Source organism: Plantibacter sp. MMLR14_011 (assembly GCF_001865025.1).
Taxonomy (GTDB): Bacteria; Actinomycetota; Actinomycetes; order Actinomycetales; family Microbacteriaceae; genus Plantibacter; species Plantibacter flavus_A.
The window spans coordinates 105,552-131,887 of the sequence record NZ_MJGW01000001.1 but is presented as its reverse complement, the minus strand read 5'-3'; the positions used below and the strand labels follow the sequence as shown (position 1 = coordinate 131,887).

Sequence of the window (26,336 nt, the reverse complement as noted above, 5' to 3'; positions counted from 1 at the left end):
GTGACCGTGAGCGGCTCGGTGACCGGATGGAACTCGACGACCGCGGTCGTGCGATCAGCCTCGCGTCGAGGTGACCGTCTCCGGCAGCGAGCCGGTGGCGTCGGCCGCCGGGCGGACCGCGGGGTGCTCCTCGGACGGACCCGACCACGGCAGCGTCACCGTGAACGTCGTGCCGGCGGAGGACGAGGCGACCTCGATCGAGCCCTCGTGGCCCTCGGCGATCGACAGGGCGATCGCCAGCCCGAGGCCCGTGCTGCCGGCCGCACGCGAGCGCGACGAGTCGGCCCGGGCGAACCGGTCGAAGAGTTCGGGGAGGAAGGCCTCGTCGATGCCGGGTCCGTCGTCGGCGATCGTCAGCGAGGCGCACTGCGGCTCGTCGGGACTCTTCGGTGCGCTGATGCGGGTGACCACGGAGGTGCCGGCCGGGGTGTGCACGGCGGCGTTCGACAGCAGGTTCACGACGAGCTGATGCAGGCGCTCGCGGTCGCCGCGCACGACGATCGCGCGCTCCGGCACGTCGACCGACCAGTGGTGCGCCGGCGCCGAGACCGCCGCGTCGCTCACGGCGGCGGCGACGAGGTCGCTCAGGTCGACGTCGTCGAGGTGCAGATCCTGGCCCTCGTCGAGACGCGCCAACAGGAGCAACTCGCTGACGAGCGAACTCATCCGGGTCGCCTCCGACTCGATGCGGGCGAGCGCGTGCTCCGTCATGGGCGGGAGACTCTCACTGTCCTGACGGGTGAGCTCGGCGTAGCCCTGGATCGCGGCGAGCGGCGTCCGGAGTTCGTGGCTCGCGTCGGTGACGAACCGACGCATGCGCTTGTCGGTCGCGGCTCGGACGGCGAGTGCGCGGTCGACGTGGTCGATGAGGCCGTTGAGCGCCTCGCCGACCTTGCCGATCTCCGTCCGAGGGTCGGTGTCGGCCTGATCGACCCGCACGTCGATCCCGGTGTCACCGCGCTCGAGTTGCAGCGTGGACACCTCCTCGGCGGCGGCGGCCACGCGGGACAACGGTCGGAGCCCGAGGCGTACCACGATGATCGCCCCGATGATGGTGACCGCGAGCGCGAGCACGGCGAGGATCGCGATGACGATCGCCTCCTGCTGCACGGCCGCTCGCGGGGTGGCGAGCGAGACGCCGGCCACGAGGGTCTCGCCGTCGCCGTGGTCGAGGAACTCGAGCCGGTACCCGCCGAGCGATCCCAACTCGATGTTCTGTCGCTCGGAGCCGTCGGCCGCGACGGCCTCCTCGATGAGCGCCTTCGTCCGCACGTCGAGCGCCGTAGCGTTGGACTGGGTGAAGCGCGCGGAGTCGACGATCGCACCGTCAGCGACGAGCGCGATGAGCGTGCCGGGACCATGGCCGACGTAGTCCACGAACGGCTTGACGTAACCGGGCTCGCCGCGGGTGGCATCGGGGTCGACTACGGCTCCCCCACCGGCCTGCTGATCGTGGAACTTCACCACGGAGTGTTCGAAGGCCTCCATCGATCCCGTGAGCTGGGTGTCGACGACGGCGGTGACCGACGCTTCGACCGTGACGATCGTGAGGATGCCCGACACCGCGAGGACCGCGGCGATGACCGCGGCGATGCCCGTCACCAGCCGTCGCTGGAGCGTCCACGGGTGCCGCCGGTCCGCCCGAGGCGTCGGCACGCCCGCAGTCGGAACCGAAGCGGTGCTCATTCGACCGGCCGCAGCACGTATCCGACACCGCGGACGGTGTGGATCATCGGCGCCCGGTCGGCGTCGATCTTCTTGCGGAGATAGGAGACGTAGAGGTCGACGATGCTCGCCTTGCCGGCGAAGTCGTAGTTCCACACGCGGTCGAGGATCTGGGCGCGACTCAGCACGCGCTTCGGGTTGCGCATGAAGTAGCGGAGCAGCTCGAACTCCGTCGTCGTGAGCGCCACCGGCTCGCCGTCGCGGCTGACCTCGTAGCTGCGCTCGTCGAGGAAGAGCCCGCCGATCGTGATGCGGGAGTCGTCGTCGGACACGACGTGCGCGGTGCGGCGGAGGAGACCACGGAGGCGGGCCACGAGCTCCTCGAGCGAGAACGGCTTCGTCATGTAGTCGTCGCCGCCCGCGGTGAGTCCCATGATGCGGTCGTCCACCGAGTCGCGTGCGGTGAGGAACAGGGTCGGGGTGCCCGATTCCGGCTCCCCCTGCGAGAAGCTGCGGAGCTGGCGGAGGACGCTCAGCCCGTCCATGTCGGGCAGCATGATGTCGAGGACGACGACGTCCGGACGTTCCGTGCGGTAGCGCTGGACAGCCTCGCGACCGTTGGTGGCGACGTCCACGACCCACCCCTCATAGCCGAGGGCCAGGCTCACGAGGTCGGTCAGGACCGCTTCGTCGTCGACGAGGAGGACGCGGATGGGTGAACCGTCGGCCCGGTACATCCGCGGTAGCTTGGCGAGGACCGCCCGGCGGCGCCCCGAGTCGACGATCTGCGTTGGCAGGTCGGAGGGCATGGGTCGATTATCCGTCGTCGAGCTGCGAGGCGCGGGAGCGACGGGCGATTCATAGAGGCCTCATATCTTTTCAGGCCGAGCCCATGGGTGCGGTGCCTACCGTGGAGGGCATGACCCGAGCAGAGCCCCTGGGCACGTCGTTCGCCCCCCGCCGTCGCCGGACGGCCGGAGCGACGGCCGAGCCCGCGGACCGGATCCGGAGCGGCCTCGCCGCCGCGGTCCGGGCTCTGCGTCCCCTGTTCCCGGCAGGCGTCTCACGTCCTCGCTTCCTCCGCGGGCCGCGGATCGAGGCTCCGGTCGACGCGCACCCGATCAGCACCGACCGCCTCGTCCTGCGTCGCCACCGGTTGGAGGACGCCGAGGCCTGGTACCGCATCCAGTCCACGCCCGAGGTCGTCGAGCACCTGCCGTGGCCCGTCCGCGACCGGGAGGCGTCCCGCGAGCACCTGCGCCACCGCGTCCGGCACAGCCGCCTCTGGCAGTCGGGCGACTTCCTCGCCCTGGCCGTCGAGCACGACGGACGGCTCGTCGGCGACGTCTCCCTGCACCTCCGCGACGTCCAGCCCGCCGAGCGCTCGGTCGAGATCGGATGGGTCCTCGACCCCGCCGTCGGCGGACGCGGTCTCGCGAGCGAGGCCTCGGCCGCCATGATCGACCTGGCGTTCCGCGAGGTCGGGGCGAAGACCGTGACGGCGGTCATCGAGCCGGAGAACACCAGGTCCATCGCCCTGGCCGAGCGGCTCGGCTTCCTGCGGGCGACCGCTCCGCGCCGCTCATCGAGCATCACCTTCGCGATCACGCCCTCGCTCCTCGCGGCACGCCGAGCGGAACGCGTCGAATCCGCGCAGACGGAGTCGACCGCCACGCGTCCCTGATCGCCGGCGTCCCGATCGCCGAACCTGCCGGGGCCGAGTCTCCCCCACTCGAGCCTCGGCAGGTTCAGCCGTCGGGACGCCGTCGACGTGTGCCCCTCGAGTCACACGCTCACAACTCAGGTGCTCCCCGGCGCGTCGTCTCCGGCTGCTGCCCGACGGTGCCGACCCGCCGGCGGTCTCCTGAGTTCTGCGCAGCTCAGGGTTCCGGTCGGTTCCAATATCCTATAGGATTATCGCGATGTGCCGGCTTGCGCCGGATCGACGGACTCGATGACGAGGAGATGCAGATGACCAGGCTCTGGAACCGACCGGCCGACTTCGCGGATGAGATGGTGGACGGCTTCGTCCGCGCCAACGGACGCTGGGTACGCAAGGTCTCCGGCGGGGTGTCGCGCTCCACGAAGTCCGCGGAACCGGAGGTCGCCCTCGTGATCGGTGGCGGATCCGGCCACTACCCCGCCTTCGCCGGCCTCGTCGGCCCAGGACTCGCCCACGGCGCGGCCATGGGCAACCTCTTCGCCTCGCCGTCCGCGCACCAGGTGGAGAGCGTCGTCCGCGCGAGCGAGCAGGGACGGGGTGTCCTCCTCAGCTACGGCAACTACGCCGGCGACGTCCTGCACTTCACCGCCGCCCAGGACGCCGTGCGTGCCGACGGCATCGACTGCCGCACCGTCACCGTGACCGACGACATCTTCAGCGCACCGCCCACCGAACTCGAGAAGCGACGCGGGATCGCGGGCGACCTCACCGTCTTCAAGGTCGCGGGCGGCGCTGCCGCTGATGGGTACTCCATCGACGACGTCGAGCGCGTGGCGGTCCTGGCCAACGCCCGGACCCGTTCGATGGGTGTCGCGTTCTCCGGGTGCACGCTGCCCGGTGCCGACGAACCGCTGTTCTCCGTGCCGGAGGGACGCATGGCCGTCGGGCTCGGCATCCACGGCGAGCCCGGCATCGACGAGACCGACATCCCTTCCGCGGACGGACTGGCGGAGTTGTTCGTGCACCACCTCTTGGCCGAGGCCGAGATCCCGGAGGGCGTCACGCCGAAGGGAGCGCGCGTCGTCCCGATCCTCAACGGCCTCGGCTCCGTGAAGTCCGAAGAGCTGTTCGTCGTCTACGACCGCATCGCCTCCCTGCTGGAAGACGCCGGGATCACCCTCGTCGACCCGCAGGTCGGGGAGTTCTGCACGAGCTTCGACATGGCCGGCGTCTCGCTCACCCTGCTCTGGGTGGACGAGGAGCTGGAGCGACTGTGGAGTGCCGCTGCGGACACGCCCGCGTTCCGCACGGGTGCCGTCGACACCGGCGCGCTCGAGACCGTGGCCGCCGACGACACCGAGGACGTCGCCTTCCAGGTCCCGGACGCCTCGCTCGAGTCGCAGGAGTCGGCGGCCGTCGTGGCCGACGCGATCTCCGCGATCCACGAACTCCTCGCGGAGCACGCGGACGAGCTGGGACGACTCGACGCCATCGTCGGAGACGGCGACCACGGCATCGGCATGGACCGCGGGGCGACCGCCGCCGCCGCCGAGGCCGAGCGCCTGCGCGAGACCGGAGCCGGCGTGGCGACCGTCCTCGACCGCGCGGGCGACGCCTGGTCCGACCGCGCCGGTGGCACCTCGGGTGCCCTGTGGGGCGTCATGCTCCGCACCCTCGGCGAGCGCCTCGGTGACGACGAGCGCCCGACCGCCACCGCTGTGAGCGAGGGCGTGACCGCCGCCAAGGACGCCGTCATGCGCTACGGCAAGGCCTCCGTCGGCGACAAGACGCTCGTCGACGCGCTGGTCCCGTTCGCCGACACGCTGGCCGAGCGCGTCGCCGCCGGCGACGACCTCTCCACCGCCTGGACCACGGCGGCGGCAGCGGCCACCACCGCGGCCCACGACACGGCCGGTCTCATGCCCGGCATGGGCCGCGCCCGCTCGCACGGCTCGAAGGCAGTCGGTGTCGAGGACCCCGGAGCCGTCTCGCTCGCTCTCATCGTCGAGCGTGTCGGCACCCTCCTCGCCGAGCGCTGACGCCCGATCCACCGACACACAACCCGCTCCCTGAAGCTACCCCTGCACCGGTCCCGGAGCCTGTCGACGGGCCCCGCTCCAACAACGAAAGGCACACCATGACCCGCACCTGGCGAATCGTCATCGGCTCCGATGACGCCGGTTACGACTACAAGGAGATCCTCAAGCGCGACCTCGAGGCGAGCGATCTGGTCGCCTCCGTGGTCGACGTCGGGGTCGACGCCGACGGCCACACCAACTACCCGACCGTCGCGGTGACTGCGGCCGAGATCGTCGCCCGCGGCGAGGCCGACCGCGCGCTGCTCATCTGCGGCACGGGCCTCGGTGTCGCGATCGCGGCGAACAAGGTCCAGGGCATCCGAGCCGTCACCGCGCACGACGGATTCTCCGTCGAACGCGGGGTGCTGTCGAACGACGCCCAGGTGCTCTGCATGGGCCAGCGCGTCGTCGGCATCGAACTCGCCCGCCGCAACGTGCGCGAGTGGCTCACCTACGAGTTCGACGCCTCGAGCGCGTCGAACGACAAGGTGCAGGAGATCAGCGCGTACGAAGCGTCCTGATGTCAGGACGTCCCAGACTCGTCGGCGTGAGCCTGAAGATGTACTTCGGGCACGCGCAGACGCTCGACTGGTGCTCGGTCGTCGCGGGGGTGTCGGCCGAGCACCACGCACTCCGATCCGGCGCGGCTGAGCTGTTCGTCATCCCCGGGTACCTCTCGGTGACCGGCGCGGTCGAGCGGCTCCACGGCGTCGCGTCCGTGGGGGCTCAGGACCTCGCGACCGAGGACACCGGGGCGTTCACCGGCGAGGTGAGCGGTGCGGAGCTCCGCGAGGTCGGCTGCGAGGTCGTCGAGGTCGGACACGCGGAGCGACGCCGACTGTTCGGCGAGACGCCCGACGTCGTCCGCGCGAAGACGACCGCCGCGCTCCGCAACGGGCTCGCGCCGGTGCTGTGCATCGGAGAGACCGAACGCGGAGACGCCGAGACGGCGGCTGAGGAATGCGTCGCACAGTTCGATGACGCCCTGGCGGGGGCGGTCGCCGCCGGGATCGTGGGCCGCGTCATCGTCGCCTACGAACCGCACTGGGCCATCGGTGCCTCCGAGGCCGCGAGTCCAGCCCACATCCGCGCGGTGTGCCTCCGGCTGCGTGGTCACCTCGACGTCCTCGACACGAGGGGTGTGGTCGACACCTCCTCGGCCGTCATCTACGGCGGGAGCGCCGGACCCGGCCTGCTCACCACGATCGGCGACGCGGTCGACGGGGTCTTCCTCGGCCGCTTCGCCCACGATCCGGCAGCCCTCGCGCTGGTGCTCGACGAGGTGGCCGGCCTCGACCGCGCGGGCTCCGACCTGCCGCGATGACAGCCGGAGGCCCCGTAAACTGGTCATCGACGATCATCGCGGCAGATCGACCGGAGGTCCCCCTCCGTGACGACGCCTCGAGCACACCCTTCGGAGCCTGCCGTGGTTGATGCCGTGTTCCCGCTCGGCGCCTCCTCCTCGCTCGAGCGCCGTGGTCTGCGCGACCGCGTCTACGAGCTGGTGCTCGACATGCTGCTCAGCTCCGGCATCGAACCGGGCGCCCGGCTGTCCATCGACGCCATCGCCCGCGACCTCGACGTCTCACCCACGCCCGTCCGTGAGGCACTCGTCCAGTTGGAACGCACCGGGCTCGTCACCCGCGTCACCCACAAGGGCTACCGGGTGGCACCGCCGCTCGCCGACGATCAGCTCGAGTCGCTGTTCGACGCCCGCATCGTGCTCGAGAGCGGCGCCACCGCGCTGGCCGCCGCCCACGCCGACGAGCTCGTCCCGGCCCTCGAGGTCGCCCTCGCGCAGCACGTCGAGATGACCGCCAGGGTGCGCGCCGCGGCATCGGCCGGCGAGATCCCCGTCGCACTCCTCCGCGAGTACTTCGCGGTGGACTGGAACTTCCACCACCTCATCTTCGAGGGCACCCGCAACCCCTTCCTCCTCGACATGTCCGAGGGCATCTCCACCCGCGTGCACCGCATGCGCCAGACGGTCGAGACGGGTGTCACCGACGCCGACCAGGCCGTCGTCGAGCACCGAGCCATCCTCGACGCGTTCTCCGACGGCCCCGAGGCCGCCGCGGCGGCCATGCGCTCGCACATCGAGCTCGTGCGCACCCGCGCCCGCACCGACGCCGAGCACTGAGCCGCCTTCCTCCGGTCCCTGAGCCTGTCGAAGGGCGCAGAACGGGGCCGACCGCCTGAGCGATCGACCCCGTCCGGGAGTTGCGTCGTGACTAGTGCGCCGTGCGGGTCGCCGTCGTCTCGAGCAGCTCGTCCGCCTTCGCCCCACGGAAGAACCGGGTGCAGTAGAGCATCGCGGCCGCGAGGAAGGCGAACACGCCGAGCGAGACCACACCCCAGACACCGCTGTCGGTCGGCACGCTCTCGTTGATCCCGGTGCGCATGATCGGGGCGACGAAGCCGCCGAGGTTACCGAGCGAGTTGATGAGGCCGATGCCCGCCGCCGCAGCCGTTCCGGTGAGGAACGCCGTCGGGTAGGCCCACGTGATCGGCCCGACCGAGAGGAAGCTCGCCACCGCGATGGTGATGAACAGGATGCCGAGGATCGGCTGGTTGTTCGCGCCCGCCCAGGCCGAGGCCAGGATGAACACGCCGGTGGAGATGTAGAACCACGTGCCCCAGGTGCGGCGCCGGACGACCGTGTTCGCGTTCCGTCCCACGTAGTAGCAGGCGAACAGACCCACGAGCCACGGGATGGCCGCCACGAGACCGACCTGCCAGCCGACGTCCTGACCGATGAGGTTCGACACCTGCTGCGGGAGGTAGAACGTCGTGCCGTACACCGCGATCTGCAGGCAGAAGTAGATGATGGTGAAGTACCACACCTTCCAACTCGTCATCGCCTTCGCGATACCGGTCGGGCCGTCCGACTGCCGGACGGTGTCCTCGCGTTCCATCGCGGCCGTCAACGAGTCCTTCTCCTGTTGGTCCAGCCACTTCGCCTGTTGCGGCGAGTTGGTGAGGAAGTAGAGCGCGGCGAAACCGGCGAGGACCGCGAGCATGCCCTCGGCGAAGAACATCACCTGCCAGCCGTGCCACGGGGTCAGGGCGTCACCGAAGCTGATGAGGCCACCGCTCAGCGGGGCGCCGAGCATCTGCGAGAAGGGCTGTGCCAGGTAGAAGATCGAGAACATCTGGACGCGGACCTTGTTCGGGAACCACTCCGACAGGAACATGATGACGCCGGGGAAGAGCCCGGCCTCGGTCACGCCGAGCAGGAACCGCAGGACGATGAACATCGTGTCGTTCGTCGTGAAGGCGAACAGGGCGGCGACGATGCCCCAGGTCACTGCGATGCGGGCGAGCCAGAACCGGGCGCCGAACTTCTTCAGCAGCAGGTTGCTCGGGATCTCGAAGATCGCGTAGCCGATGAAGAAGATGCCGGCACCGAGGGCGAAGGCACCGTTCGAGATGCCGCGGTCGACGCTGAGCGCCTCCTCGGCGAAGCCGACGTTCGTGCGATCCAGGAACGCGACGAAGTACAGGATGACGAGCATCGGCATGAGGTGCTTCGACGCCTTGCGGATCGCCGACTTCAGCGCCGGATCGTTGGTCGATCCGATCGCCGGCGGATTGGGTGTGGACAAGACACTCTCCTTTGAGATGACTGGTGCGGGTGGGTGCTACTGGCGTTACTGCTGCTGCTGCTGGCGGTGGTCAGGAGACCATCGAGGGGATGATCATCCAGAGGCCGATGCCGACGAAGACGACGCCGAGACCGAGGAAGATCAACCGGGATTTGGTCCACTGACCGGTGAGGTGCTGCATGGTGCTGCTCCGTTCGCTCGTGGTGCGTGTGGTGGATCAGTGCATGTAGAGGCCGCCGTCGACGTTCAGCGTCTGACCGGTGACGAAGCCGGCGTCCTCACTGATGAGGTAGGCGATGGCGGCCGCGATGTCGCGCGGGGTGCCGATGCGCGGCAGGACGCCGTCGGCGGCCATGGCCGTCTTGCGCTCCTCGGTGAGGGTGCCGCCCATGATGTCGGTGTCGATGGGGCCGGGCGAGATGGCGTTGACCGTGACGCCGTCGTGGCCGAGCTCGCGGGCGACGCTGCGGGTGAAGCCGATCACGCCGGCCTTCGCCGCCGAGTAGGCCGTCTTGCTGAAGGTGCCGCCGCCGCGCTGGGCGGAGACGGACGACAGGCTGACGACACGACCGACGCCGTTCGACACCATCGACTCGACCGCACGGCGGGTCGTGTAGTGGACGCCGTTGAGGTTGATGTCGATGACGCGCTGCCACTCGTCGGCGCTCACCTCGAGGTAGGGCACCGGTGAGGCGACGCCCGCGAGGTTCACGAGGGCGACGAGCTGTGGGAGGGCGGCCTCGAGCGCGTCGAACGCGGCACGCACCTGCGCCTCGTCGGCGACGTTCGCGCCGGCGCCGGCCGCCTGCACTCCGTGCTGCTCCGCGATCTCGGCGGCGACCGCCTGCGCCGCAGCCTCGTCGAGGTCGATGATCCCGATGTTCCAGCCGAGTTCGGCGAGGTGATGGGCTGAGGCGCGACCGATGCCGCGCGGGGAGGCTGCGCCGGTGAGGACGACGGTCTTGGATTCGGGGAAGGTGGTGGCGGTCATGGCCGGCCTTTCTGCGTGGGAGTGGTGAAGTCGGTGTCCGATCGAGTCGGACGTTGCGTTCGGTCGGCGCCGCGCTCAGTTGATGGGTGCGGGGCCGAGCTCGTCCATGAGCCGCTTGATCGCGACGTACGCCTTGTTGCGGTAGGCGATCAGCTCGGGGGTGCGGTCGGCCGGGACGTCGAGGTAGCCGGCACCCGACTTGGTGCCGAACTTGCCGGCGTCGACGAGTTCCTTGAGGGAGTCCGGTGTGGCGAACCGCTCGGGCCACCGGGTCTGGAGCGAGGCGTAGCAGAACGAGTACACGTCGAGTCCGGCCATGTCGGCGATCGCGAAGGGACCGAAGACGGGGAGCCGGAAGCCGAAGGTGGTGCGGACGATCGTGTCGATGTCCTCGGGCGTCGCGACGCCCTCCTCGACGAGCTGCGTCGCCTCGTGGAACAGCGCGTACTGCAGGCGGTTGAGCACGAAGCCGGTGGCGTCCTTGACGCGGGCGGTCTCCTTGCCGGTCGCCGCGACGATCTCCTCGACGGTGGCGATTGCCGCATCGGCTGTGGTCTCGTGCGGGATGAGTTCGACGCCGGGGATGAACGGGGCAGGGTTCGAGAAGTGGACGCCGAGGAACCGCTCCGGGTTCGTGACGGCCTCGGCGAGTGAACCGATGAGGATGGTCGAGGTGTTCGAGCCGATGATGGCGTCGGGTGAGGCTGCGGCGCTGATGCGACGGAGGGTCTCGTGCTTGATCTCGATCTTCTCGGGGACGGCCTCCTCGATGAAGTCGGCTCCGGTGACCGCCTCCTCGATGGACGCGGCGGGCGAGACGTTGGCGCGGATCCGCTCCACGGCATCGGCCGGGAAGAGTCCGTCGGCGACGAACTGCTCGGCCTCGGCGATGAGGCGGTCGTAGTTCTTGCGCGCGATCTCCTCGGAGATGTCGGCGATGCGGACGGTGGCGCCGGACAGCGCGAGCACCTGGGCGATGCCGCCGCCCATGTACCCCGATCCGACGACGGCGATGGTGTGTGTGGTCATGATGAGGCTCTCCTGTGGTCGTCTGGATCAGGCCTGCGGCAGCAGGGTCCTGATGTACTTCTGGTTGGTGGAGCACATGCCGAGGCTGTCGCCGCCGTAGTGCTCGGCCAGGATGATGCCGTTGAAGCCGAGCTCGACGGCGTCGCGGAAGACCTGGCGGTAGTTGATGAGCCCGGCCTCCATGGTGGAGGGCACGGACGTCGCCCAGCTGCCGTCGGCCGCCTCGTCGCGGGTGTAGTTCTTCACGTGCATGTAGTTGGCGTAGGGCAGGGTCTTGGCGAACAGCTCGCGCCAGTCCTCCACCGGGCGGTGCAGGCGGATGAGGTTCGCGACGTCGGGGTTCAGGCCGACGTTGTCGAGCCCGACCTCCTCCACGAACCGGACCGCGCTGTCGGCGGTGCCGAGGTAGGTGTCCTCGTAGAGCTCGAGTGCGAGCGGCAGGCCCACGTCGGCCGCGTGCTTGCCGAGCTCGCGGATGCGGCTGACGGCGGCGTTCCAGACCTCGGGGTCGTCGGGGTCCTTCGGGCCCTGCGCGGTCCAGAACCACAGCGCCTTGCGCTGCGCGTCGTTGAACGGTTGGTGCAGGCCGGTGGAGAAGACCTGCATCCCCCACTCCGCCGCGGCGTCGATCGTGCGGTGCGCGTACTCGAGGTTGCGCTCCTCGTGGCCCGGCATGATCACGCTCTGCCGCTGCAGGTGGACGGACGGGACGCCGACGCCGTGCGACTTCGCGATGGCGAGGAACTCGTCGCGACGGGACGGTTCGAGGTCGGCGGGCCGGACATGGCTGTCGGGCAGTTCGGCGAGGGTGAACCCGACGCCGGCGACCTGCGCGAAGAGGTCGTCCCACGCTTCGGGTTCCGCGTCGTGCAGGGAGACGCCGTTGCGGTCGACGGGTGGGATGCCGTGCAGGCAGGTGGCGATGGGCCAGGTGTCGGCGGTCCATCGGGGGGTCGACGCGGTCGCGGTCGTATCCGTCATGATGCTCCATTGCGCTCAGGGACTGCTCGGGGCTGGTGCTCCCGGTCAAAAAGATCCTATAGGAAATAGTAAAGCGTTTCCACGAATGCGCAAGGGCACTTCGACAGGCTCAGTGACCGGCGGAAGGGAAGCTCAGTGACCGGCGGAGGGGAGGGTTGGTGAATGGTGGAGCGGGAGGCGAGCTTCCGGGGACCGAATCCAACCGGTCACCGAGTGCACCCGGTCACGACCACTCCGGTCACCGAGCCTGTCGAGGCGCGGCGTCGGGGCTCAGTCGCCGAGGATGTCCCAGTCCTCGTCGTCCGCGTCGGCGATGCCACCCGCGATGAAGGCCTCGCCGGCCTCGGTGGCGCGATCGCGCACGCCGACCAGCAGCTCTTCGAGCGAACCGGCCGACAGGAACCGCATCTGGTCGATCTCGCTCACCGGCGCGATGCCCGCCAGCTGCCAGGACGACTCCAGCGGGTCGTCGGCGAGCTCCACGACCGAGGCCCACTGCTGCTCACTGAACTCGCTGGCCACCGCGAGCGAACGCCGCACCGCCGCCTCGGTCTCATCCCGCAGCGGCTCCCAGCGCGCGTCCCACTCCAGGTCGTCGAGCGTTCGGATCTCAGCGCGTGGATACGGGTCGTCCGGCAGCCAGTCGGTCACCTCGAAGCGCTGACCGCCCTCGGCGATCACCGCGACGAAGCCCTCGCCGCCGTCGACCTCGACGATCTCCGCCACGGTCCCGGTGCGGAAGCGGTGCTCACCGCCTCCCGTCTCACGGCCACGCTCGATGAGCACGACGCCGAACGCCGGGTCCTCGGCCTCGAGCAGGTGCGCCAACATGGTGAGGTAGCGCTCCTCGAAGAGCCGCAGGGCGAGCGGCATGTGTGGGAACAGCACGGAGCCGAGTGGGAACATCGGCAGCTCGAGGACCGGGAGGCCGGATGCCCACGGCTCGGCACTGAAGGAGTCGGTCATGCCAGTCCCCCTCCGCCTCGCGGGCCCGAACGACTATCGTCCACCCGAATCGTGCTGCGATCATAGCCGCCGGACACCGGAGGCCACTCAGGCGGCGAGGACGGCACGCAGCGCCTGATCGAACCGGATCGCGCGATCGACCTCGACCGCCGTCTCGTAGTCGGTTCCGCGCAGGGCCACGTGCAGTGGCCAGTCCACGTCGATGAACCCGACGCGCCGGTCGCCCACGAAGACGCCGAAGCGGTCTGCCGTGAGCTGCTCCACCCACGCACGGCGGAGTTCAGACGTCTCGCTACCGGTGGAGCCCATGGAACGACCTCTCTCGGCGGGTGCGACGACCGGGTCCGGACAACCGTCGAAGTATCTCGACTGTCTAGCTATCACCGCCGTGCTTCATCATGACAGCACGGCCGCGGGATGGACAACTCCCCTATCCGTCCGACGAAACGAGCACGAGGCGATGGCATCGTTGCGAGATCGTGCCGTGATGGTCCGCGGATCCTCAGGAACCGTCCGTAGGATGCTGATCGTGGGGTGGAAGTGGCCGTGGGGACGCAAGCGCATCGTCGATGCGCCGGTCGATGCCGGGTCCGACCCCTACCTCCAGTACCTCGAGTGGGTTCGCCTCGGCAAACCGTCGCTCGCGTCACCCGACGATCCACCGCTGCAGTTCGACCCGCGATTCGCGCCACGACTGGCCTCGGACGCCGTCAACTCCTCGCGCGCCGACGGCGTCTGAGTCTGCCGGTCTGAGCCCGCCGGTCCACGCACAGCACAGCGCCCGACACCGAGGTGACGGGCGCTGCGAAGGTACTTACGCGGTGGCCTGCTCCGCGACCTCGGCGCGGCGCGGGAGCTTCCAGCCCGGGCGCACGAAGTGGCAGGTGTAGCCCCACGGGATGCGCTCCAGGTAGTCCTGGTGCTCCGGCTCGGCCTCCCAGAACTCGGAGACCGGCTCGACCTCGGTGACGACCTTGCCGGGCCAGAGCCCTGAGGCGTCGACGTCGGCGATCGTGTCGCGCGCGACGCGCTCCTGCTCGGGCGAGGTGAAGAAGATCGCCGAGCGGTAGCTCAGGCCGACGTCGTTGCCCTGGCGGTTCTTGGTCGACGGGTCGTGGATCTGGAAGAAGAACTCCAACAGCTCGCGGAAGGACAGCTTGCTCGGGTCGAAGACGACCTCGAGGGCCTCCGCGTGGGTGCCGTGGTTGCGGTAGGTCGCGTTGGCGACATCGCCACCGCTGTAGCCCACGCGCGTCGACTTCACGCCCGGCATCTTCCGGACGAGGTCCTCCATGCCCCAGAAGCATCCGCCGGCCAGCACCGCGCGCTCGGTCGTCGTGCTCTGCTCGTCTGCTGCACTCATCGTGACTCCTCCTTCGTGCCGAGCACCGTGCGGGGTCCCCGCGTGCTCCGGTCTTCGGCTCCATGGTATGCAACAGCGTCCGCTTCCGGACTGTTCCGGGCGGGGCTTGCACTCAGCGGTCGCACAGGTGCGAGGACGCGACGGCGAAGCTCAGACGGTCGGCTTGCGGCGGAGCTGCTTGATCGACTCATGGATCTCGGGGGCCAGCACCACGGCGCCGGACCGCTCCGACTGCTCGAGGGTGACGGCCTGCGCCTCGTCCGCCGCGGCGAACCAGGAGGCGATGGTCACGCCGTGGCCGGGCTGTCGGACGATCTCGATCGGGTCGCCCGCCTGCACCGTCCCGCTCTTGACCACCTTGAGGTAGGCGCCGGGCCGTGCGGCGTCGGCGAAGCGCTTCACCCACCGTGGCTCGCCCAGGCGCCGCTGGAAGGTGCCGCACGGGGTGCGCGGACAGGTCACCTCGACGACGAGGGTGTCGCCGATCCGCCAGCGTTCACCGATCTCGGCACCGTTCACGTCGAGCCCCTGCGTACGGAGGTTCTCCCCGAACAGCCCCGGCGTGATCTCCCGACCGAGCTCGCCCTCCCAGAACCGCGCGTCCTCCTCGGCGTAGGCGTAGAGCGCCTTCGTCAGGCCGCCGTGGTGTTTGCGATCGGCCTGCACGTCGCCGTAGAGCCCCATCGGCCGCACGTGCAGCGGCTCGTCGACCGGGCGCTTGTCGATCGCGGTGACACCGATCGACCCGTCGTCCACCCGGAGGGCTTCGACGCGACAGAGGGCGAGGAGTTCAGACATGTGACCAGTCTGCCGTGTCGTCCGCGACCGTCCGGACGACGGGGCCGGTGCGGCTGAGGCGGAGTGGCTCAGTGGATCAGCTCAGGCGGACTCGCGGACGACGAGCGAGACACCCACCGAGCGTCGGACGGACGGCCCCGAAAGCGGGAGCGTGCCGGACATCATGCCGTCGAGCAACTCCAGGCTGTGCCGTGCGATGTCACCCTTGTCGACGGCGACGCTCGTCAGCTCAGGGGTGACGAAGCGACCGAGGTCGAGTCCGTCGATGCCGATGACGGCGACGTCCTCCGGCACGCCGACCCCGGCACGGGCGAGGCCCTTGAGCACGCCGACCGCCATGACGTCGTTGAAGACGAGTACGGCGTCGACGTCGGGCATCGCGGCGCGGCACCGCAGGGCGGCCGAGACCCCGCCCTGGTGGGTGTCCTCCGCCCAGGTCTCCGACGCCTCCGACCACGGCAGGCCGTGTTCCTTGAGGAACGCGCGGTACGCGAGACGACGTCCGGACGGTTCCGCCGAGGCGTCGATCATGGCGATCGACCGGCGCCCGGTCGCGACGAAGTGGGCGAGCGCCTGTCGGATGCCGTCCTCGAAGTCGATGTCGACGCCCGCCACCTGCAGCGCGGGCTGGGCGTCGGACGGGTCCGCTCCGGCCTCGGACTCCTCTGGCCGATGGTCGCCGAGGGAGACGAACGGGATGGTGGCGAAGGCGCCCTGGAGTGCTCCGTGGTCGGCGCCGTTGCGCCCGACGACCGCATCGACCTGCCGCGCGAGTTCGGCGAGCTGCGCACGTTCCGCGTCGGGGAGGTCCGGTCCGCGATCCGCTGCGGCGGGTCGGTCGCCCGATGCGTTCGCCGCTCCCCCGACCTCGGCGACCAACACGGTCCATCCGCGCTCTGCGGCCTGCTGCACGAGGGCGGCCGCGAGCTCCGGGTAGTAGGGGTTCCGCAGGTCGTCGACGACCAGTCCGAGCGTCGTCGTCCGGCCGCTCACCAGGTGCTGCGCAGCGCGGTTCGGTCGGTAGTTGAGCGAGGCTGCGACCTCGACGACCCGTTGCCTGGTGGCGTCGCTGACGTCGCGCATCCCGTTGAGCGCTCGGGTCACGGTCTGGCGGGAGACACCGGCGACCCGGGCGACGTCGATGATCGTCGCTCGCGCTGGAGCGTGATCGTCGCGGGGCCTGGTCATGGTCACATCGTACTGATACGCTCACACCGTGAACGTTCACGGTGACGTTCACCACAGACCATCGCACCGCCGATCAACGTTGAGGAGCACCACCATATGGAACACGTCGCCTGGGGCATCATCGGACCCGGAACGATCGCCGAACGGTTCGCGACCGAGCTGCACGCGAGTCGCACCGGTCGACTCGCCGCCGTCGCCAGTCGCGACGCGTCGCGTGCCGAGGAGTTCGGCGAGCGCTTCGGGGACGGCACGGCTCCCGTCCGCGGGTACGGCTCCGTCGCCGAGTTGCTGGCCGACCCCGGCGTCGACGCGGTCTACATCGCGACCCCGCACACGGAACACGTCCGGCTGGTGATCGAAGCGGCGGAAGCGGGCAAGCACATCGTCAGCGAGAAGCCGCTCTCGGTCAACCGCGCCGGTGCGATGCTCGCGATCGAGGCCGCCCGTCGTGCCGGCGTGTACCTCGCCGAGGCGTTCATGTACCGCTTCCACCCGCAGACCGCCAAGCTCGTCGAACTCGTGTCGTCCGGCGCCATCGGCGAGGTCGAGCACATCGAGGCGTCGTTCGCGTTCGCCGCGAACCTCCCGGCCGAGCACCGACTCATGAACCCGGAGCTGGCGGGCGGCGGGATCCTCGACGTCGGTGGCTACCCGGTCTCCATCGCGAGGCTCGTCGCCGGTGCCGCCGTGGGTGCACCGTTCGCCGACCCGACGGAGGTCACCGGGAACGGCACCATCGGCTCGACCGGCGTCGACGAGTGGGCCAGCGCGTCGCTCGTGTTCCCGTCAGGCATCACGGCGCACGTCACGAGCGGCGTGCGCGTGCAGGACGACAACCGCGTCGTCGTCACGGGTTCGACGGGCCAGATCATCGTGTCCGACCCGTGGTTGCCGTCGGTCGAGGACGGGTCGACGATCGAGGTCCGCACCGTCTCGGGCACGGAGTCGATCCACATCCCCGGGGCGCCGCAGTACGCGATCCAGGCCGACGCGGTCGCTGCGTTCGCCGACGCCGGTCAGGCACCGCAGATGCGCTGGGCGGACTCGCTCGGCAACGCGGCGACCCTCGACCGCTGGCGCGAAGCGGTCGGCCTCGAGTACCCGTTCGAGTCGATCGACACCGACATCCCGACCGGTTCCGGCCGGCCGCTCACTGTGCGCGCCGAACTCCCGATGCCGACCGGCTGCATCGCGGGCATCGACCACGACATCTCCCGCCTCGTGATGGGTGTCGACAACCAGCAGACCCTGTCGCACGCGTCGGCGATGTTCGACGACTTCTTCGAGCGCGGCGGCAACGCCTTCGACACGGCCTGGCTGTACGGCGACGGCCTGCAGGAGCAGCTGCTCGGACGCTGGCTCGCCAACCGTGGCCTCCGGGACGACGTCGTGGTGATCGGCAAGGGTGCGCACACGCCGTTCTGCGACCCGGAGTCGATCTCGCGTCAGCTGTTCGAGAGCCTCGACCGGCTCGGCACCGACCACCTCGACCTGTACCTGATGCACCGCGACAACGTCGAGGTCCCGGTGGGCGAGTTCGTCGACGTGCTGAACGAGCACGCCGAGGCCGGTCGCATCCGTGCGTTCGGTGGCTCCAACTGGTCGATCGAGCGGTTCGAGGAGGCGAACGCCTATGCGGCGGCGAACGGGAAGCGGGGCTTCGCGGCGCTGAGCAACCACTTCGGTCTCGCCCGCGCACTCGACGTACCGTGGGCCGGGTGCGTGGAGGTGACGGATCCGACGAGCCGCGCGTGGCTCGAGGAGACGAAGACGCCGCTGCTGCCGTGGTCGTCGCAGGCACGCGGCTTCTTCACCGGGCGTGCCGAACCCGAGGACCTGTCGGACCCGGATCTCGTGCGCTGCTACTACAGCGACGACAACTTCGAGCGCTTGGCCCGTGCCCGTCAGCTCGCCACCGAGCTGGGTGTCGCGCCGACCGCGATCGCCCTGGCCTACGTGCTGGCGCAGGACTTCCCGACCTTCGCCCTCATCGGGCCGCGGTCCATCGAGGAGACGCGTTCGTCGACCGACGCCCTGTCCCTGAAGCTGACCCCGGAGCAGGTCGCCTGGCTCGACCTCCGAGTCTGATCCGTCCCTTCGGGTGATGCCAGCGCGGTGCGCTGACGTCACCGCGGGGCATGGACGTGAGCGCGGGTCTCCAGAGACCCGCGCTCACGCGTGCGGGGCGCGCCCACGCCGAGTCGTTCCTCCTCGCGTCAGCGCACCGCGCTGGTCCGAGCGCGGGGTGAGGCCCGCTCAGGGGGACCCGATGCCAGCGCGGTGCGCTGGGCCCCGCCGCGGGTCACACGCGTGAGCGCGGGTCTCCAGAGACCCGCGCTCACGTGTGTGGGGCGCGCTCGCGTCAGCACACCGCGCTGGCGCAACCACACCACTACAGCGAGGGTCGGGTGGGCGTCAGGTGAGGGGTTTGCGGGACCGGTCGCTCGCCAGGAGGACGCCGAGGAGCAGGATCAGGATCAGGACGACGCCGCGGGCGAGACCCTGCCAGTAGAAGGACAGCCCGACGAGGTTCATCCCGTTCGTCAGCAGCGCGAAGATGAGCACACCGACGAGCGTTCCGACGAGGTTCGGCCGCCCGGTCCGACTCAGCGTCGTCCCGATGAACACCGCACCGATGGAGTCGAGCACGTAGAGCTGGCCGCTGTTGGCGACGAAGCCCTGGCTCCGCGAGGCCAGGATCAGCCCGGCGATGGCCGCGATCCCGGCGGCGAAGATGAACGCCGTCGCCATCGACGTCCCAGCCAACCGCCCGGAGATCCGGGTCGCCGTCGGCTGCTCCCCCGCCGCGGTCAGCACCCGACCCCAGCGACTCCGTTCGAGCGCAGCCCAGACGATGATCAGCACGAGCACGGCGACGACGATCGGTGCGGCGACGCCGAGCACGGTGCCGGCACCCAACCACGCGAACTCGTCCGGCACGCTGCTCCGCGACAGATAGATGGGCGACCCGCCGTCGGTCGCGACCTGCTGCACGCCACCACCGATGAACCAGACGCTCAGCGTCGCGAGGAACGGTCGGATGCGCAGCACCACGATGAGGAACGCGTTCACGGCCCCGACGAGCAGACCGACGACCAGACCGCCGACGATCGCCACCCAGGCCACGTAGTCGTCGGCCAGGAGCGCCGACGCGGTGAGCGCCGCGAGGTCGATGGCGACACCGATCGAGAGGTCGATGCCACCGGCGCGGACGACGACCGTCATCGCGACGGCCGCGAGGAGGAGCAGCGCGTTCTGGTTGAGCACCCCGAGCAGGTTGTCGGCGGTGAGGAACGACGGCGACAGCACTGCGAACACGATGAGCAGCACGGCCAGCACGGCGGGGGCGAGCGCTTGCGGGACCGCGGCACCGAGGCCTCGGACCGTCAGACTCGCGAGCGGGCCACCGGGACGCTTGCCGCCGCCGCCTCCTCCCGGACCAGCCGACCCGGCGTTCGGGACGGAGAGGCCACTGGTGGCGGAGGACTGTGCGCGTGTGTCGACACTCATCGCTTGACGCTCCGTTCGCGGATCGCGGCGACCGCGAGGACCAGCAGGATCAGCACACCCTTGGTGATGCCGATCCACTGGCTCGGGACGCCGAGCTGACTGAAGCCGTTGGTGAGGATCGCGACGAACACGGCACTGAACAGGGTCCCCGTGATCGTGACGACGAGCCGACGGGAGAACGCGATGGACAGGAATGTCGCGAGGAGGATGTCGATGAGCGACTGCTCGCCGATCCCCGGCAGGGCAGCGGACAACCGACTGGTCATGAGGACGCCAGCGATCCCGGCGAGGACCGCCGCGAGGACGTAGCTGACGACGATGTGGCGGTTGACGTCGATCCCGGCCACCCGCGCGGCCGTCGGGTTCTGCCCGACCGCGGCGTTCTTCACGCCCCAGCTGGTCCGCCCGGTGGCGAAGGCGGCGACCGCGAAGACGACGAGCAGCACGACGACCGCGGCAGGGACACCGACGACATGTCCGCTCCGCAGCCAGACCAGCCCGGCGTCGGAGACGGGCACCTTGACGTTGTTCGTGATGACGATCGTGAGACTCGTGACGATGCTCATCATCGCGAGGGTGACGAGGAGCGGGCGGATCCCGGCGACGACGACGAGACCGTTCACGAGCCCGATGACCGCCGTGGCTCCGAGCCCGATGAGCAGCGCGAGCGGCAGACCGAGCTCGGCCTGCAGGAGCACCGCGACGAGCGCGCCGGAGAAGCCGAGGACGGCGCCGATGGAGAGGTCGATGCCGCCGCGGACGACGTCCTCACCACCCGTGACGACGACGATGGACAGGCCGAAGGCCGCGATCGCGTAGACCGCGGACTGGGTGAGGATCGTCGCGAGGTTGGCCGGGTCGAGGAAGCCGGGCGAGGCGACCGCGAAGACGACGACCTCGATGACGACGATCGCGTAGCCGATGAGTCCCAACCGGGAGACCGGACGACGCTTCGTCGTGGACTCCGCCGCAGCCGAGGGCGCAGCGGGTGGAGCGGAGAGCGCGGTCATGCGGAGGCTCCTCGGGTGGGTGACGGCTCGGTCTCGGAGCCGGTCGAGGCGTCGGCGGACGACGAGGCGGCGCCCGTCGACCAGGCGAGGATCGTGTCGGCGGTCGCCTGCGATCGGGGCAGCTCCGTCCGGATCGTCCCGCGGTACAGCACGAGGACGCGGTCGGCGAGCCCGATCAGTTCCTCGAGGTCGACGCTCACGAGCAGGACGCCGGCGCCTTGCGCGACGAGCGCGTCGATCTCCGCGTAGATCTGCTGACGCGACCCGATGTCGACGCCGGAGGTCGGCTGGTCGAGCACGAACACCGTCGACCCGGCCGCGAGCCACCGACCGAGCACGACCTTCTGCTGGTTGCCGCCGGAGAGGCTCCCGGCCACCGCGGTGTCGTTCGCGGGCCGGACGTCGAGTCTCGTGACGAGGTCTGCGGTGATCTCCCGCTCGCGTCGACCCCGTAGGATCCCGCCGAGCCCGGTGATGCGGTCGAGCGCTGCGAGCGTGAGGTTCTCGCGGACGGACTGACGGTTCAGGATGCCGTCGCGGTGACGGTTCGCCGGGACGTACGCCCCACCCGCCCGGACGAAGGCGCGCGGCGAGCGGATCGACGCCCGGCCGAGCCGCACGGTTCCGCCGTGCGCACGCAAGCCGGTGACCGCGTCGGCCAGTTCTTCGAGGCCCGAGCCGACGAGGCCCGTGACGCCCACGATCTCGCCCGGACGGACGGCGATCGAGACGCCGTGCAGGCGTTCGGGGACCGTCAGTCCGTCGATCGCGAGCACCGGTTCGGCGCCGGCGTCGGCGACGATCCGTTCGCGGTCGCCGAACTCCTCGACGCTCCGCCCCACCATGAGCTGGACGATGGCGTCGAGGGTCGCGTCGGGATCGGCGAGGTCGAGGGCGCCGACGCGTTCACCGTTGCGGAGGACCACGACGCGGGACGCGATGTCGCGCACCTCCTGCAGGTAGTGGGAGATGTAGATGACGGCGACGCCCTGGCTCTGCAGTGTCCGGACGGTGCGGAACAGCCGCTCGACGTCGCCGGCGGCGAGCGGTGCGGTGGGTTCGTCGAGCACGAGCACCCGCGGGCGCGTGATCGTCGCGATCGCGAGCTGCAGGAGTTGCTGCTCGGCGACGCTCAGCTCGTCGACGAGGGTTTTGCCCGGTACGTCCAGCCCGACGAGGTCGAGCAGCTCGCGCTCGGCGCGGCGGTCGAGCTGCCGGCCGGTGAGGAACGCGGTGCGCGAGCCGAGGAAGAGCTGCTCCGCGACCGTGAGTCGACCGGCCAGGTGGCGGTCCTGGTGGATGACGCGGACACCGAGGCGTTCGGCGTCACCCGGGTTGCGGATGACGACCGGTTCGCCGTCGATCTCGATGGCGCCCTCGCTCGCCGTGTAGAGGCCGGTCAGGATCTTGATGAGCGTCGACTTGCCCGCGCCGTTCTCGCCGACGAGCGCGACGACCTCGCCGGAGTGCACCTCGAGGTCGACGTCGTCCAGCACCCGGACGCCGCCGAAGTCCTTCGCGATGCCACGCATGCTCACGGCGGGAGCCGAGGCTTCGGTCGTGGCGGCACCGGGCCGACCGCCCAGCGAGCGCTGGGCGGCCTGACCGTCGATCGAGGTGTCGTGCGTCATTCCAGGCCGAGTCGCTTGCGCTCGTCGGCGACGTTCGCCTTGTCGATGAACACGGCGTCGAGGTAGGTGCTCAGCGGCACCTCGTCCTGCTTGCCACCGAGGTACAGGGCGACGTTGTTCGCGCTCGTCGTCCCGAACAGGGTCGGCTGCTGTGCGACCGTGAACTGGTACACCGAGTCGGGGTCCTGGATCAGGTCGAGCGCTCCGGGCTCGGCGTCGACGCCGTAGACCTTGATCTCATCGCGGCCCGCCGCGTCGATGGCCTGCGAGGCACCGATCGCGGGGAGGTCCCAGCACGACCACACGGCCGAGATCTCGCCCTTGGGGTAGCGGGTGAGCGCGTCGTTCGTCTTCTGCTTGGCGTCCTCGATGGTGCCCTCGTAGATGTCCTGCAGCTCGGGCTCGATGATCTCGATGTTCGGGTAGTTCTTCAGCACGAGCTTGAACTCGTCGTAGCGGATCTGGCAGGGGGTGACGTCGTAGAAGCCGTTGAAGACGAGCACCTTGCCCTTCCCGCCGATGTCCTCGGCGAGGGTGCGGGCGAGGGTGGAGCCGATCTGCCAGTTGTCGGAACCGATGTTGTTCACCGAGTTCTCGCTGGCGTGGTCGATCGTGAAGACCGGGATGCCGGCGTCCTTCGCCTGCTGCAGGGCCGGGGCGAGCGTGGTCGCGTCACCGAGGATGACGACGATCGCGTCGACCTTCTGCGAGACGAGGTTCTCGACGTTGGCCAGGTGCTTGTCGTCCTGTGCGTCGGCCTGGGTGGCGACGACCTTGGCGCCGAGCTCCTCCAGGCGGTCCTGCACACCCTGGTAGGTGAGGCGGCCGAAGTCGCGGACGACGTCCTTGGCGGCGACGCCGACGGTCTTGCCCTCGAGCGAGGGGACGTCGACGTCGGAGGCGGCGGAGCTGGCAGCGGCGCCGCTCGTCGACTCGCTGGACGAGGACTGCTTCAGGGAACAGCCGGTGGCGAGGCCGGCCACGACGGCCAGGGTGACAAGAGACAGCGCGAGGCGCGATCGACGACGCATGGGGACTCCAGATGACGGTGGGGTGCGGGACGGTGCAGGGGGTGGTGGAGCGTGCCGGCGTCCGCTGTCGGTGCGGTCGGGGCGCACCGGGACGTCGGGTTGCAGCAACAGTAGGGAGTGATCGGACGGGCCGCGAGAGGGCGCTCAACCTGACGTAACACAAGGTGCCAGGTGTCGGCGGTGCGTGGAGGCAGGTCGGGGCGCGGCCCGCGGAAACGTCGGATGTATCATGGCGCGAGGCGGTGTTCCACGTGACCGTCTCGCTCGAGCAGGGGGTCGCATGGCAGTCACGGACGAGGCGATCGCGCGGATCCAGGCGATGATCGTCGCCGGCGACCTCACCCCCGGTCAGCGCCTCCCTCCGGAGAAGGAGCTCAGCGAGACCCTGGGACTCTCCCGCAGCTCCCTCCGCGAGGCGGTGAAGGCGTTGGAGCTCATCCGCGTGCTCGACGTCCGCCGCGGCGACGGCACCTACGTCACGACGCTGGAGCCGAGTCTGTTGCACGAGGCGATGTCGTTCGTCATCGACATGCACGCCGACGCCTCCCTCATCGAGATGTTCGAGGTGCGCCGCATCCTCGAACCCTCCGCGTCGGTGATGGCCATCCAGCACCTCGACGACGAGCGGATCGCGGAGCTGCGCAGCATGGTCGACGAGGTCGACGAGTCCACGACGGTCGAGGACCTCGTCGCGCACGACCTGCAGTTCCACGCCCGCGTGATCGAGCTGAGTGGCAACGCCTACCTCGCGAGTCTGCTCGCCGCGCTCGGCAGCAAGACGGTCCGGGCCCGCATCTGGCGCGGCCTCACCGAGGAGAAGGCCGTCGCCCGCACCCTGCAGGAGCACCACGCGATCGTCGACGCCCTCGAGAAGCGCGACACCGAACTCACCCGTGCTCTTGTGACGGTCCATGTCTCCGGCGTCGAAAGCTGGCTCCGCCGCTCGATGTAGTCCCCTCCCCCTGCCCGCGAACTGTCACGTGCTGCTCGTCCGGGCCGCTCGGACTGGCCGTTGGTGACCGTTCGCGGGCAGGTAGCGTGAGGGGATGGACGGCACGATCGACACCCGCGCGCTCATCGACCCCATCGACCGTGACGCCATGGCGAAAGCGCCCTCGTTCCATCGCGCGCCGTCCGCCCGGCTGTTCATCGGCCTGCTCGCGGCGATCGTCGTGGTCACCGTCGCCGGGTTCGTCCTGTTGGGAACGCTGCCCTCGCCCTCACGAGGCGGCTCCGGCCCGACGCCGCTGCTCGGGATCGGGCTCCTCGCGGCCGCCGCCGTCGCGGTGTTCGCAGTCCTCTCCTGGCGTACGAGGCGCATCAAGCGCTTCCGCCTCTCCCGATTCGCCGCGGCCAACGGGATGACCTACACCGCAGACCTCAGCTACCCTCCGTTCCCCGGCATGATCTTCGGGATCGGATCGTCGCGGCAGTCGACCGACGTGCTGCGGGGTGGTCGTCCCCGCGCCGTGGAGTTCGGGAACTACCGCTACACCGTCCGCCACGGCAAGAGTTCGACCACGCACCACTGGGGATACGTCGCGATGAAGCTCGACGTCCCCCTGCCGAACATCGTGCTCGATGCGATCGGCAACAACGGGTTCGGCTCGAACCTCCCGGCAGCGTTCCAACGGGCCCAGCGACTCTCCCTGGAAGGCGACTTCGACCGGCACTTCACGCTCTACTGCCCCGCTGGTTACGAACGGGACGCGCTGTACCTGTTCACGCCGGACATCATGGCGAGGTTCATCGACCACGCCGCCGAGCTCGACGTGGAGATCATCGACGACTGGCTGTTCCTGTACACGAAACGGGAGGTGTCGACCCTCGATCCCGACACCTGGGCCTGGCTGTTCGGCATCGTCGACGCGCTGATGACGAAGTTGGACCAGTGGGCTCGGTGGCGGGACGACCGCTTGCAACCGCAGACGTCCGGAGCTCCGGAGCACCCGCTTGCACCCGGCGCTCAGGCCGGCCCACCCGCGATCGGGCTGCTCACCCCGCCGCCGGGTGTCGCTTCATCCGGCCGCAGGTTGCGACGATCCGGGAGGTGGATCCCCATCGCCTTCGTCCTCGGAACGCTGATCGTCTGGATCGTCACACGCATGAACTGACCCTCCCCTGCCCGCGAACTGTCACGTGCTGCCAGTCCGGGGCGCCCCGACGAGCCGTTGGTGACAGTTCGCGGGCAGGGGCGGGGTGTTGGGGACGTCTGGTGATCGGGAGACGAGGACGGAACAGGCCGGTTGATGGGATGGCCAGGTGACCGACACCGGTCGCCCGTCAGAAAGGACCACCCATGCGCCGACCCACAGCCATCGGCTTCGCCGTCCCCGTCCTCGCCCTCATGCTCGGGCTCACCGCCTGCTCCGGATCCGCGGAGGCCCCGTCGAGCGGTGCATCGCCCTCGACCGCCGATTCGTACGCCGAGGCGTTCGACGACTACACGATCTCCCTCGCGGGCTGCCTGCGCGACCAGGGGTTCGACGTCCCGGACCCGGAACCCGGTACCGCGATCACCCTCGACGGTGGCGAGGCGATGAACACGGCCTACGACGCCTGCGCCGACGAACTCGGCCCGCCGCCGGTGAACCCCGACCAGCCCAGCAAGGCCGAGATCTCCGACGAGCTCCGGCTCCGCGCCCAGTGCCTGCGTGACCAGGGGTTCGACGTCCCGGACCCCGATGCGAACGGAGCGTGGGACCTGCCGGAGGACCTGTTCGATGAGGCCAGGGCCTGCGCCGTGCAGTGACCGGCACACCAGCCTGAGCGGCCGACCGATCCCGTGATCGGTCGGCCGTTCCATCGTTCCGGGTTCCCTCGTTCC

The 26,336-nt window shown here is 69.9% G+C and carries 25 protein-coding genes; 10 read left to right on the top strand and 15 right to left on the bottom strand.

All coding sequences use genetic code 11. From position 1 onward, the window contains the following. Positions 1-54: 54 nt before the first annotated feature. Together BIU99_RS00635 and BIU99_RS00630 are read right to left on the bottom strand one after the other, a co-directional pair. The gene (locus BIU99_RS00635) at positions 55-1,602 is read right to left on the bottom strand and encodes a cell wall metabolism sensor histidine kinase WalK (protein WP_217634958.1); all 1,548 of its coding nucleotides are present in this window, start codon (positions 1,600-1,602) and stop codon (positions 55-57) included. 80 nt (positions 1,603-1,682) lie between these two features. Then, entirely contained in the window at positions 1,683-2,474 is a 792-nt protein-coding gene (locus BIU99_RS00630) for a response regulator transcription factor (protein WP_064295688.1), read from the bottom strand. A gap of 110 nt (positions 2,475-2,584) precedes the next feature. Between BIU99_RS00630 and BIU99_RS00625 the strand changes: the two genes are divergently transcribed. From BIU99_RS00625 to BIU99_RS00605, 5 genes are all read left to right on the top strand, one after another. Next, positions 2,585-3,349: a GNAT family N-acetyltransferase gene (locus BIU99_RS00625; protein WP_071258618.1), complete on the top strand. Its 765-nt coding sequence runs from the start codon at positions 2,585-2,587 to the stop codon at positions 3,347-3,349. A gap of 287 nt (positions 3,350-3,636) precedes the next feature. Continuing rightward, positions 3,637-5,367 carry a dihydroxyacetone kinase family protein gene (locus BIU99_RS00620; RefSeq protein ID WP_071259252.1) on the top strand — a complete coding sequence of 577 codons (1,731 nt, stop codon included), beginning with the start codon at positions 3,637-3,639 and terminating at the stop codon, positions 5,365-5,367. A 98-nt stretch (positions 5,368-5,465) separates the two neighbouring features. Then, positions 5,466-5,927 carry a ribose-5-phosphate isomerase gene (locus tag BIU99_RS00615; RefSeq protein ID WP_071258616.1) on the top strand — a complete coding sequence of 154 codons (462 nt, stop codon included), beginning with the start codon at positions 5,466-5,468 and terminating at the stop codon, positions 5,925-5,927. Beyond that, entirely contained in the window at positions 5,927-6,730 is an 804-nt protein-coding gene (locus BIU99_RS00610) for a triose-phosphate isomerase family protein (RefSeq protein WP_071258614.1), read from the top strand. The genes BIU99_RS00615 and BIU99_RS00610 overlap by 1 nt, the downstream gene beginning before the upstream one ends. Positions 6,731-6,832: 102 nt before the next feature. After that, on the top strand, positions 6,833-7,546 hold the full coding sequence (locus tag BIU99_RS00605; RefSeq protein WP_240555556.1) for a GntR family transcriptional regulator: 714 nt from the start codon (positions 6,833-6,835) through the stop codon (positions 7,544-7,546). A 91-nt stretch (positions 7,547-7,637) separates the two neighbouring features. Here the strand turns inward: BIU99_RS00605 and BIU99_RS00600 are convergent, their stop codons facing one another. The 6 genes from BIU99_RS00600 to BIU99_RS00575 form a co-directional block, all read right to left on the bottom strand. Continuing rightward, a complete protein-coding gene (locus BIU99_RS00600; protein WP_064295683.1) occupies positions 7,638-9,011 on the bottom strand; it encodes an MFS transporter in 1,374 nt (457 codons plus the stop codon). Between the two features lie 217 nt (positions 9,012-9,228). Beyond that, positions 9,229-10,002 carry an SDR family NAD(P)-dependent oxidoreductase gene (locus BIU99_RS00595; protein WP_071258608.1) on the bottom strand — a complete coding sequence of 258 codons (774 nt, stop codon included), beginning with the start codon at positions 10,000-10,002 and terminating at the stop codon, positions 9,229-9,231. Between the two features lie 75 nt (positions 10,003-10,077). Next, a complete protein-coding gene (locus tag BIU99_RS00590) occupies positions 10,078-11,031 on the bottom strand; it encodes a 3-hydroxyacyl-CoA dehydrogenase family protein (RefSeq protein ID WP_064295681.1) in 954 nt (317 codons plus the stop codon). Between the two features lie 27 nt (positions 11,032-11,058). Continuing rightward, on the bottom strand, positions 11,059-12,012 hold the full coding sequence (locus BIU99_RS00585) for a sugar phosphate isomerase/epimerase (protein ID WP_064295680.1): 954 nt from the start codon (positions 12,010-12,012) through the stop codon (positions 11,059-11,061). Between the two features lie 270 nt (positions 12,013-12,282). Continuing rightward, entirely contained in the window at positions 12,283-12,978 is a 696-nt protein-coding gene (locus BIU99_RS00580; RefSeq protein WP_231884359.1) for an LON peptidase substrate-binding domain-containing protein, read from the bottom strand. 87 nt (positions 12,979-13,065) lie between these two features. Continuing rightward, positions 13,066-13,287, bottom strand: coding sequence for a hypothetical protein (locus BIU99_RS00575; protein WP_064295679.1), 222 nt, complete (start codon positions 13,285-13,287; stop codon positions 13,066-13,068). A gap of 211 nt (positions 13,288-13,498) precedes the next feature. On the opposite strand from BIU99_RS00575, the gene BIU99_RS00570 reads away from it, so the two are divergent. Continuing rightward, positions 13,499-13,717: a hypothetical protein gene (locus BIU99_RS00570; protein WP_064295678.1), complete on the top strand. Its 219-nt coding sequence runs from the start codon at positions 13,499-13,501 to the stop codon at positions 13,715-13,717. A gap of 75 nt (positions 13,718-13,792) precedes the next feature. On the opposite strand, the gene msrA is transcribed toward BIU99_RS00570, so the two are convergent. The 3 genes from msrA to BIU99_RS00555 form a co-directional block, all read right to left on the bottom strand. Then, positions 13,793-14,341: a peptide-methionine (S)-S-oxide reductase MsrA gene (gene msrA / locus BIU99_RS00565; RefSeq protein WP_064295677.1), complete on the bottom strand. Its 549-nt coding sequence runs from the start codon at positions 14,339-14,341 to the stop codon at positions 13,793-13,795. A 150-nt stretch (positions 14,342-14,491) separates the two neighbouring features. After that, positions 14,492-15,139 carry an MOSC domain-containing protein gene (locus BIU99_RS00560; protein WP_064295676.1) on the bottom strand — a complete coding sequence of 216 codons (648 nt, stop codon included), beginning with the start codon at positions 15,137-15,139 and terminating at the stop codon, positions 14,492-14,494. A gap of 81 nt (positions 15,140-15,220) precedes the next feature. Then, on the bottom strand, positions 15,221-16,327 hold the full coding sequence (locus BIU99_RS00555) for a LacI family DNA-binding transcriptional regulator (RefSeq protein ID WP_064295675.1): 1,107 nt from the start codon (positions 16,325-16,327) through the stop codon (positions 15,221-15,223). Between the two features lie 96 nt (positions 16,328-16,423). Here BIU99_RS00555 and BIU99_RS00550 point away from each other — a divergent pair, with 96 nt between their 5' ends. Continuing rightward, the gene (locus tag BIU99_RS00550) at positions 16,424-18,415 is read left to right on the top strand and encodes an aldo/keto reductase (protein WP_071258605.1); all 1,992 of its coding nucleotides are present in this window, start codon (positions 16,424-16,426) and stop codon (positions 18,413-18,415) included. A gap of 327 nt (positions 18,416-18,742) precedes the next feature. On the opposite strand, the gene BIU99_RS00545 is transcribed toward BIU99_RS00550, so the two are convergent. The 4 genes from BIU99_RS00545 to BIU99_RS00530 are packed head-to-tail and all read right to left on the bottom strand — an operon-like array spanning position 18,743 to position 23,509. Further along, the gene (locus BIU99_RS00545) at positions 18,743-19,837 is read right to left on the bottom strand and encodes an ABC transporter permease (RefSeq protein WP_082916101.1); all 1,095 of its coding nucleotides are present in this window, start codon (positions 19,835-19,837) and stop codon (positions 18,743-18,745) included. After that, positions 19,834-20,847 (bottom strand): ABC transporter permease, encoded by a 1,014-nt coding sequence (locus BIU99_RS00540; RefSeq protein ID WP_082916100.1) that lies wholly within the window; start codon positions 20,845-20,847, stop codon positions 19,834-19,836. Before BIU99_RS00540 ends, BIU99_RS00545 begins: the two co-directional genes overlap by 4 nt. Beyond that, positions 20,844-22,478 (bottom strand): sugar ABC transporter ATP-binding protein, encoded by a 1,635-nt coding sequence (locus BIU99_RS00535; RefSeq protein ID WP_071258602.1) that lies wholly within the window; start codon positions 22,476-22,478, stop codon positions 20,844-20,846. Before BIU99_RS00535 ends, BIU99_RS00540 begins: the two co-directional genes overlap by 4 nt. After that, positions 22,475-23,509: a sugar ABC transporter substrate-binding protein gene (locus BIU99_RS00530; protein ID WP_064295673.1), complete on the bottom strand. Its 1,035-nt coding sequence runs from the start codon at positions 23,507-23,509 to the stop codon at positions 22,475-22,477. The genes BIU99_RS00535 and BIU99_RS00530 overlap by 4 nt, the downstream gene beginning before the upstream one ends. Before the next feature lie 280 nt (positions 23,510-23,789). On the opposite strand from BIU99_RS00530, the gene BIU99_RS00525 reads away from it, so the two are divergent. The 3 genes from BIU99_RS00525 to BIU99_RS19580 all read left to right on the top strand — a co-directional run bounded on the left by BIU99_RS00525 (position 23,790) and on the right by BIU99_RS19580 (position 26,261). Further along, a complete protein-coding gene (locus tag BIU99_RS00525; RefSeq protein WP_064295672.1) occupies positions 23,790-24,461 on the top strand; it encodes a FadR/GntR family transcriptional regulator in 672 nt (223 codons plus the stop codon). Between the two features lie 94 nt (positions 24,462-24,555). Further along, positions 24,556-25,623, top strand: a complete 1,068-nt coding sequence (locus BIU99_RS00520) for a hypothetical protein (RefSeq protein ID WP_064295671.1) — start codon at positions 24,556-24,558, stop codon at positions 25,621-25,623. Positions 25,624-25,808: 185 nt separating this feature from the next. After that, on the top strand, positions 25,809-26,261 hold the full coding sequence (locus BIU99_RS19580; protein ID WP_064295670.1) for a hypothetical protein: 453 nt from the start codon (positions 25,809-25,811) through the stop codon (positions 26,259-26,261). Positions 26,262-26,336 lie beyond the last annotated feature (75 nt).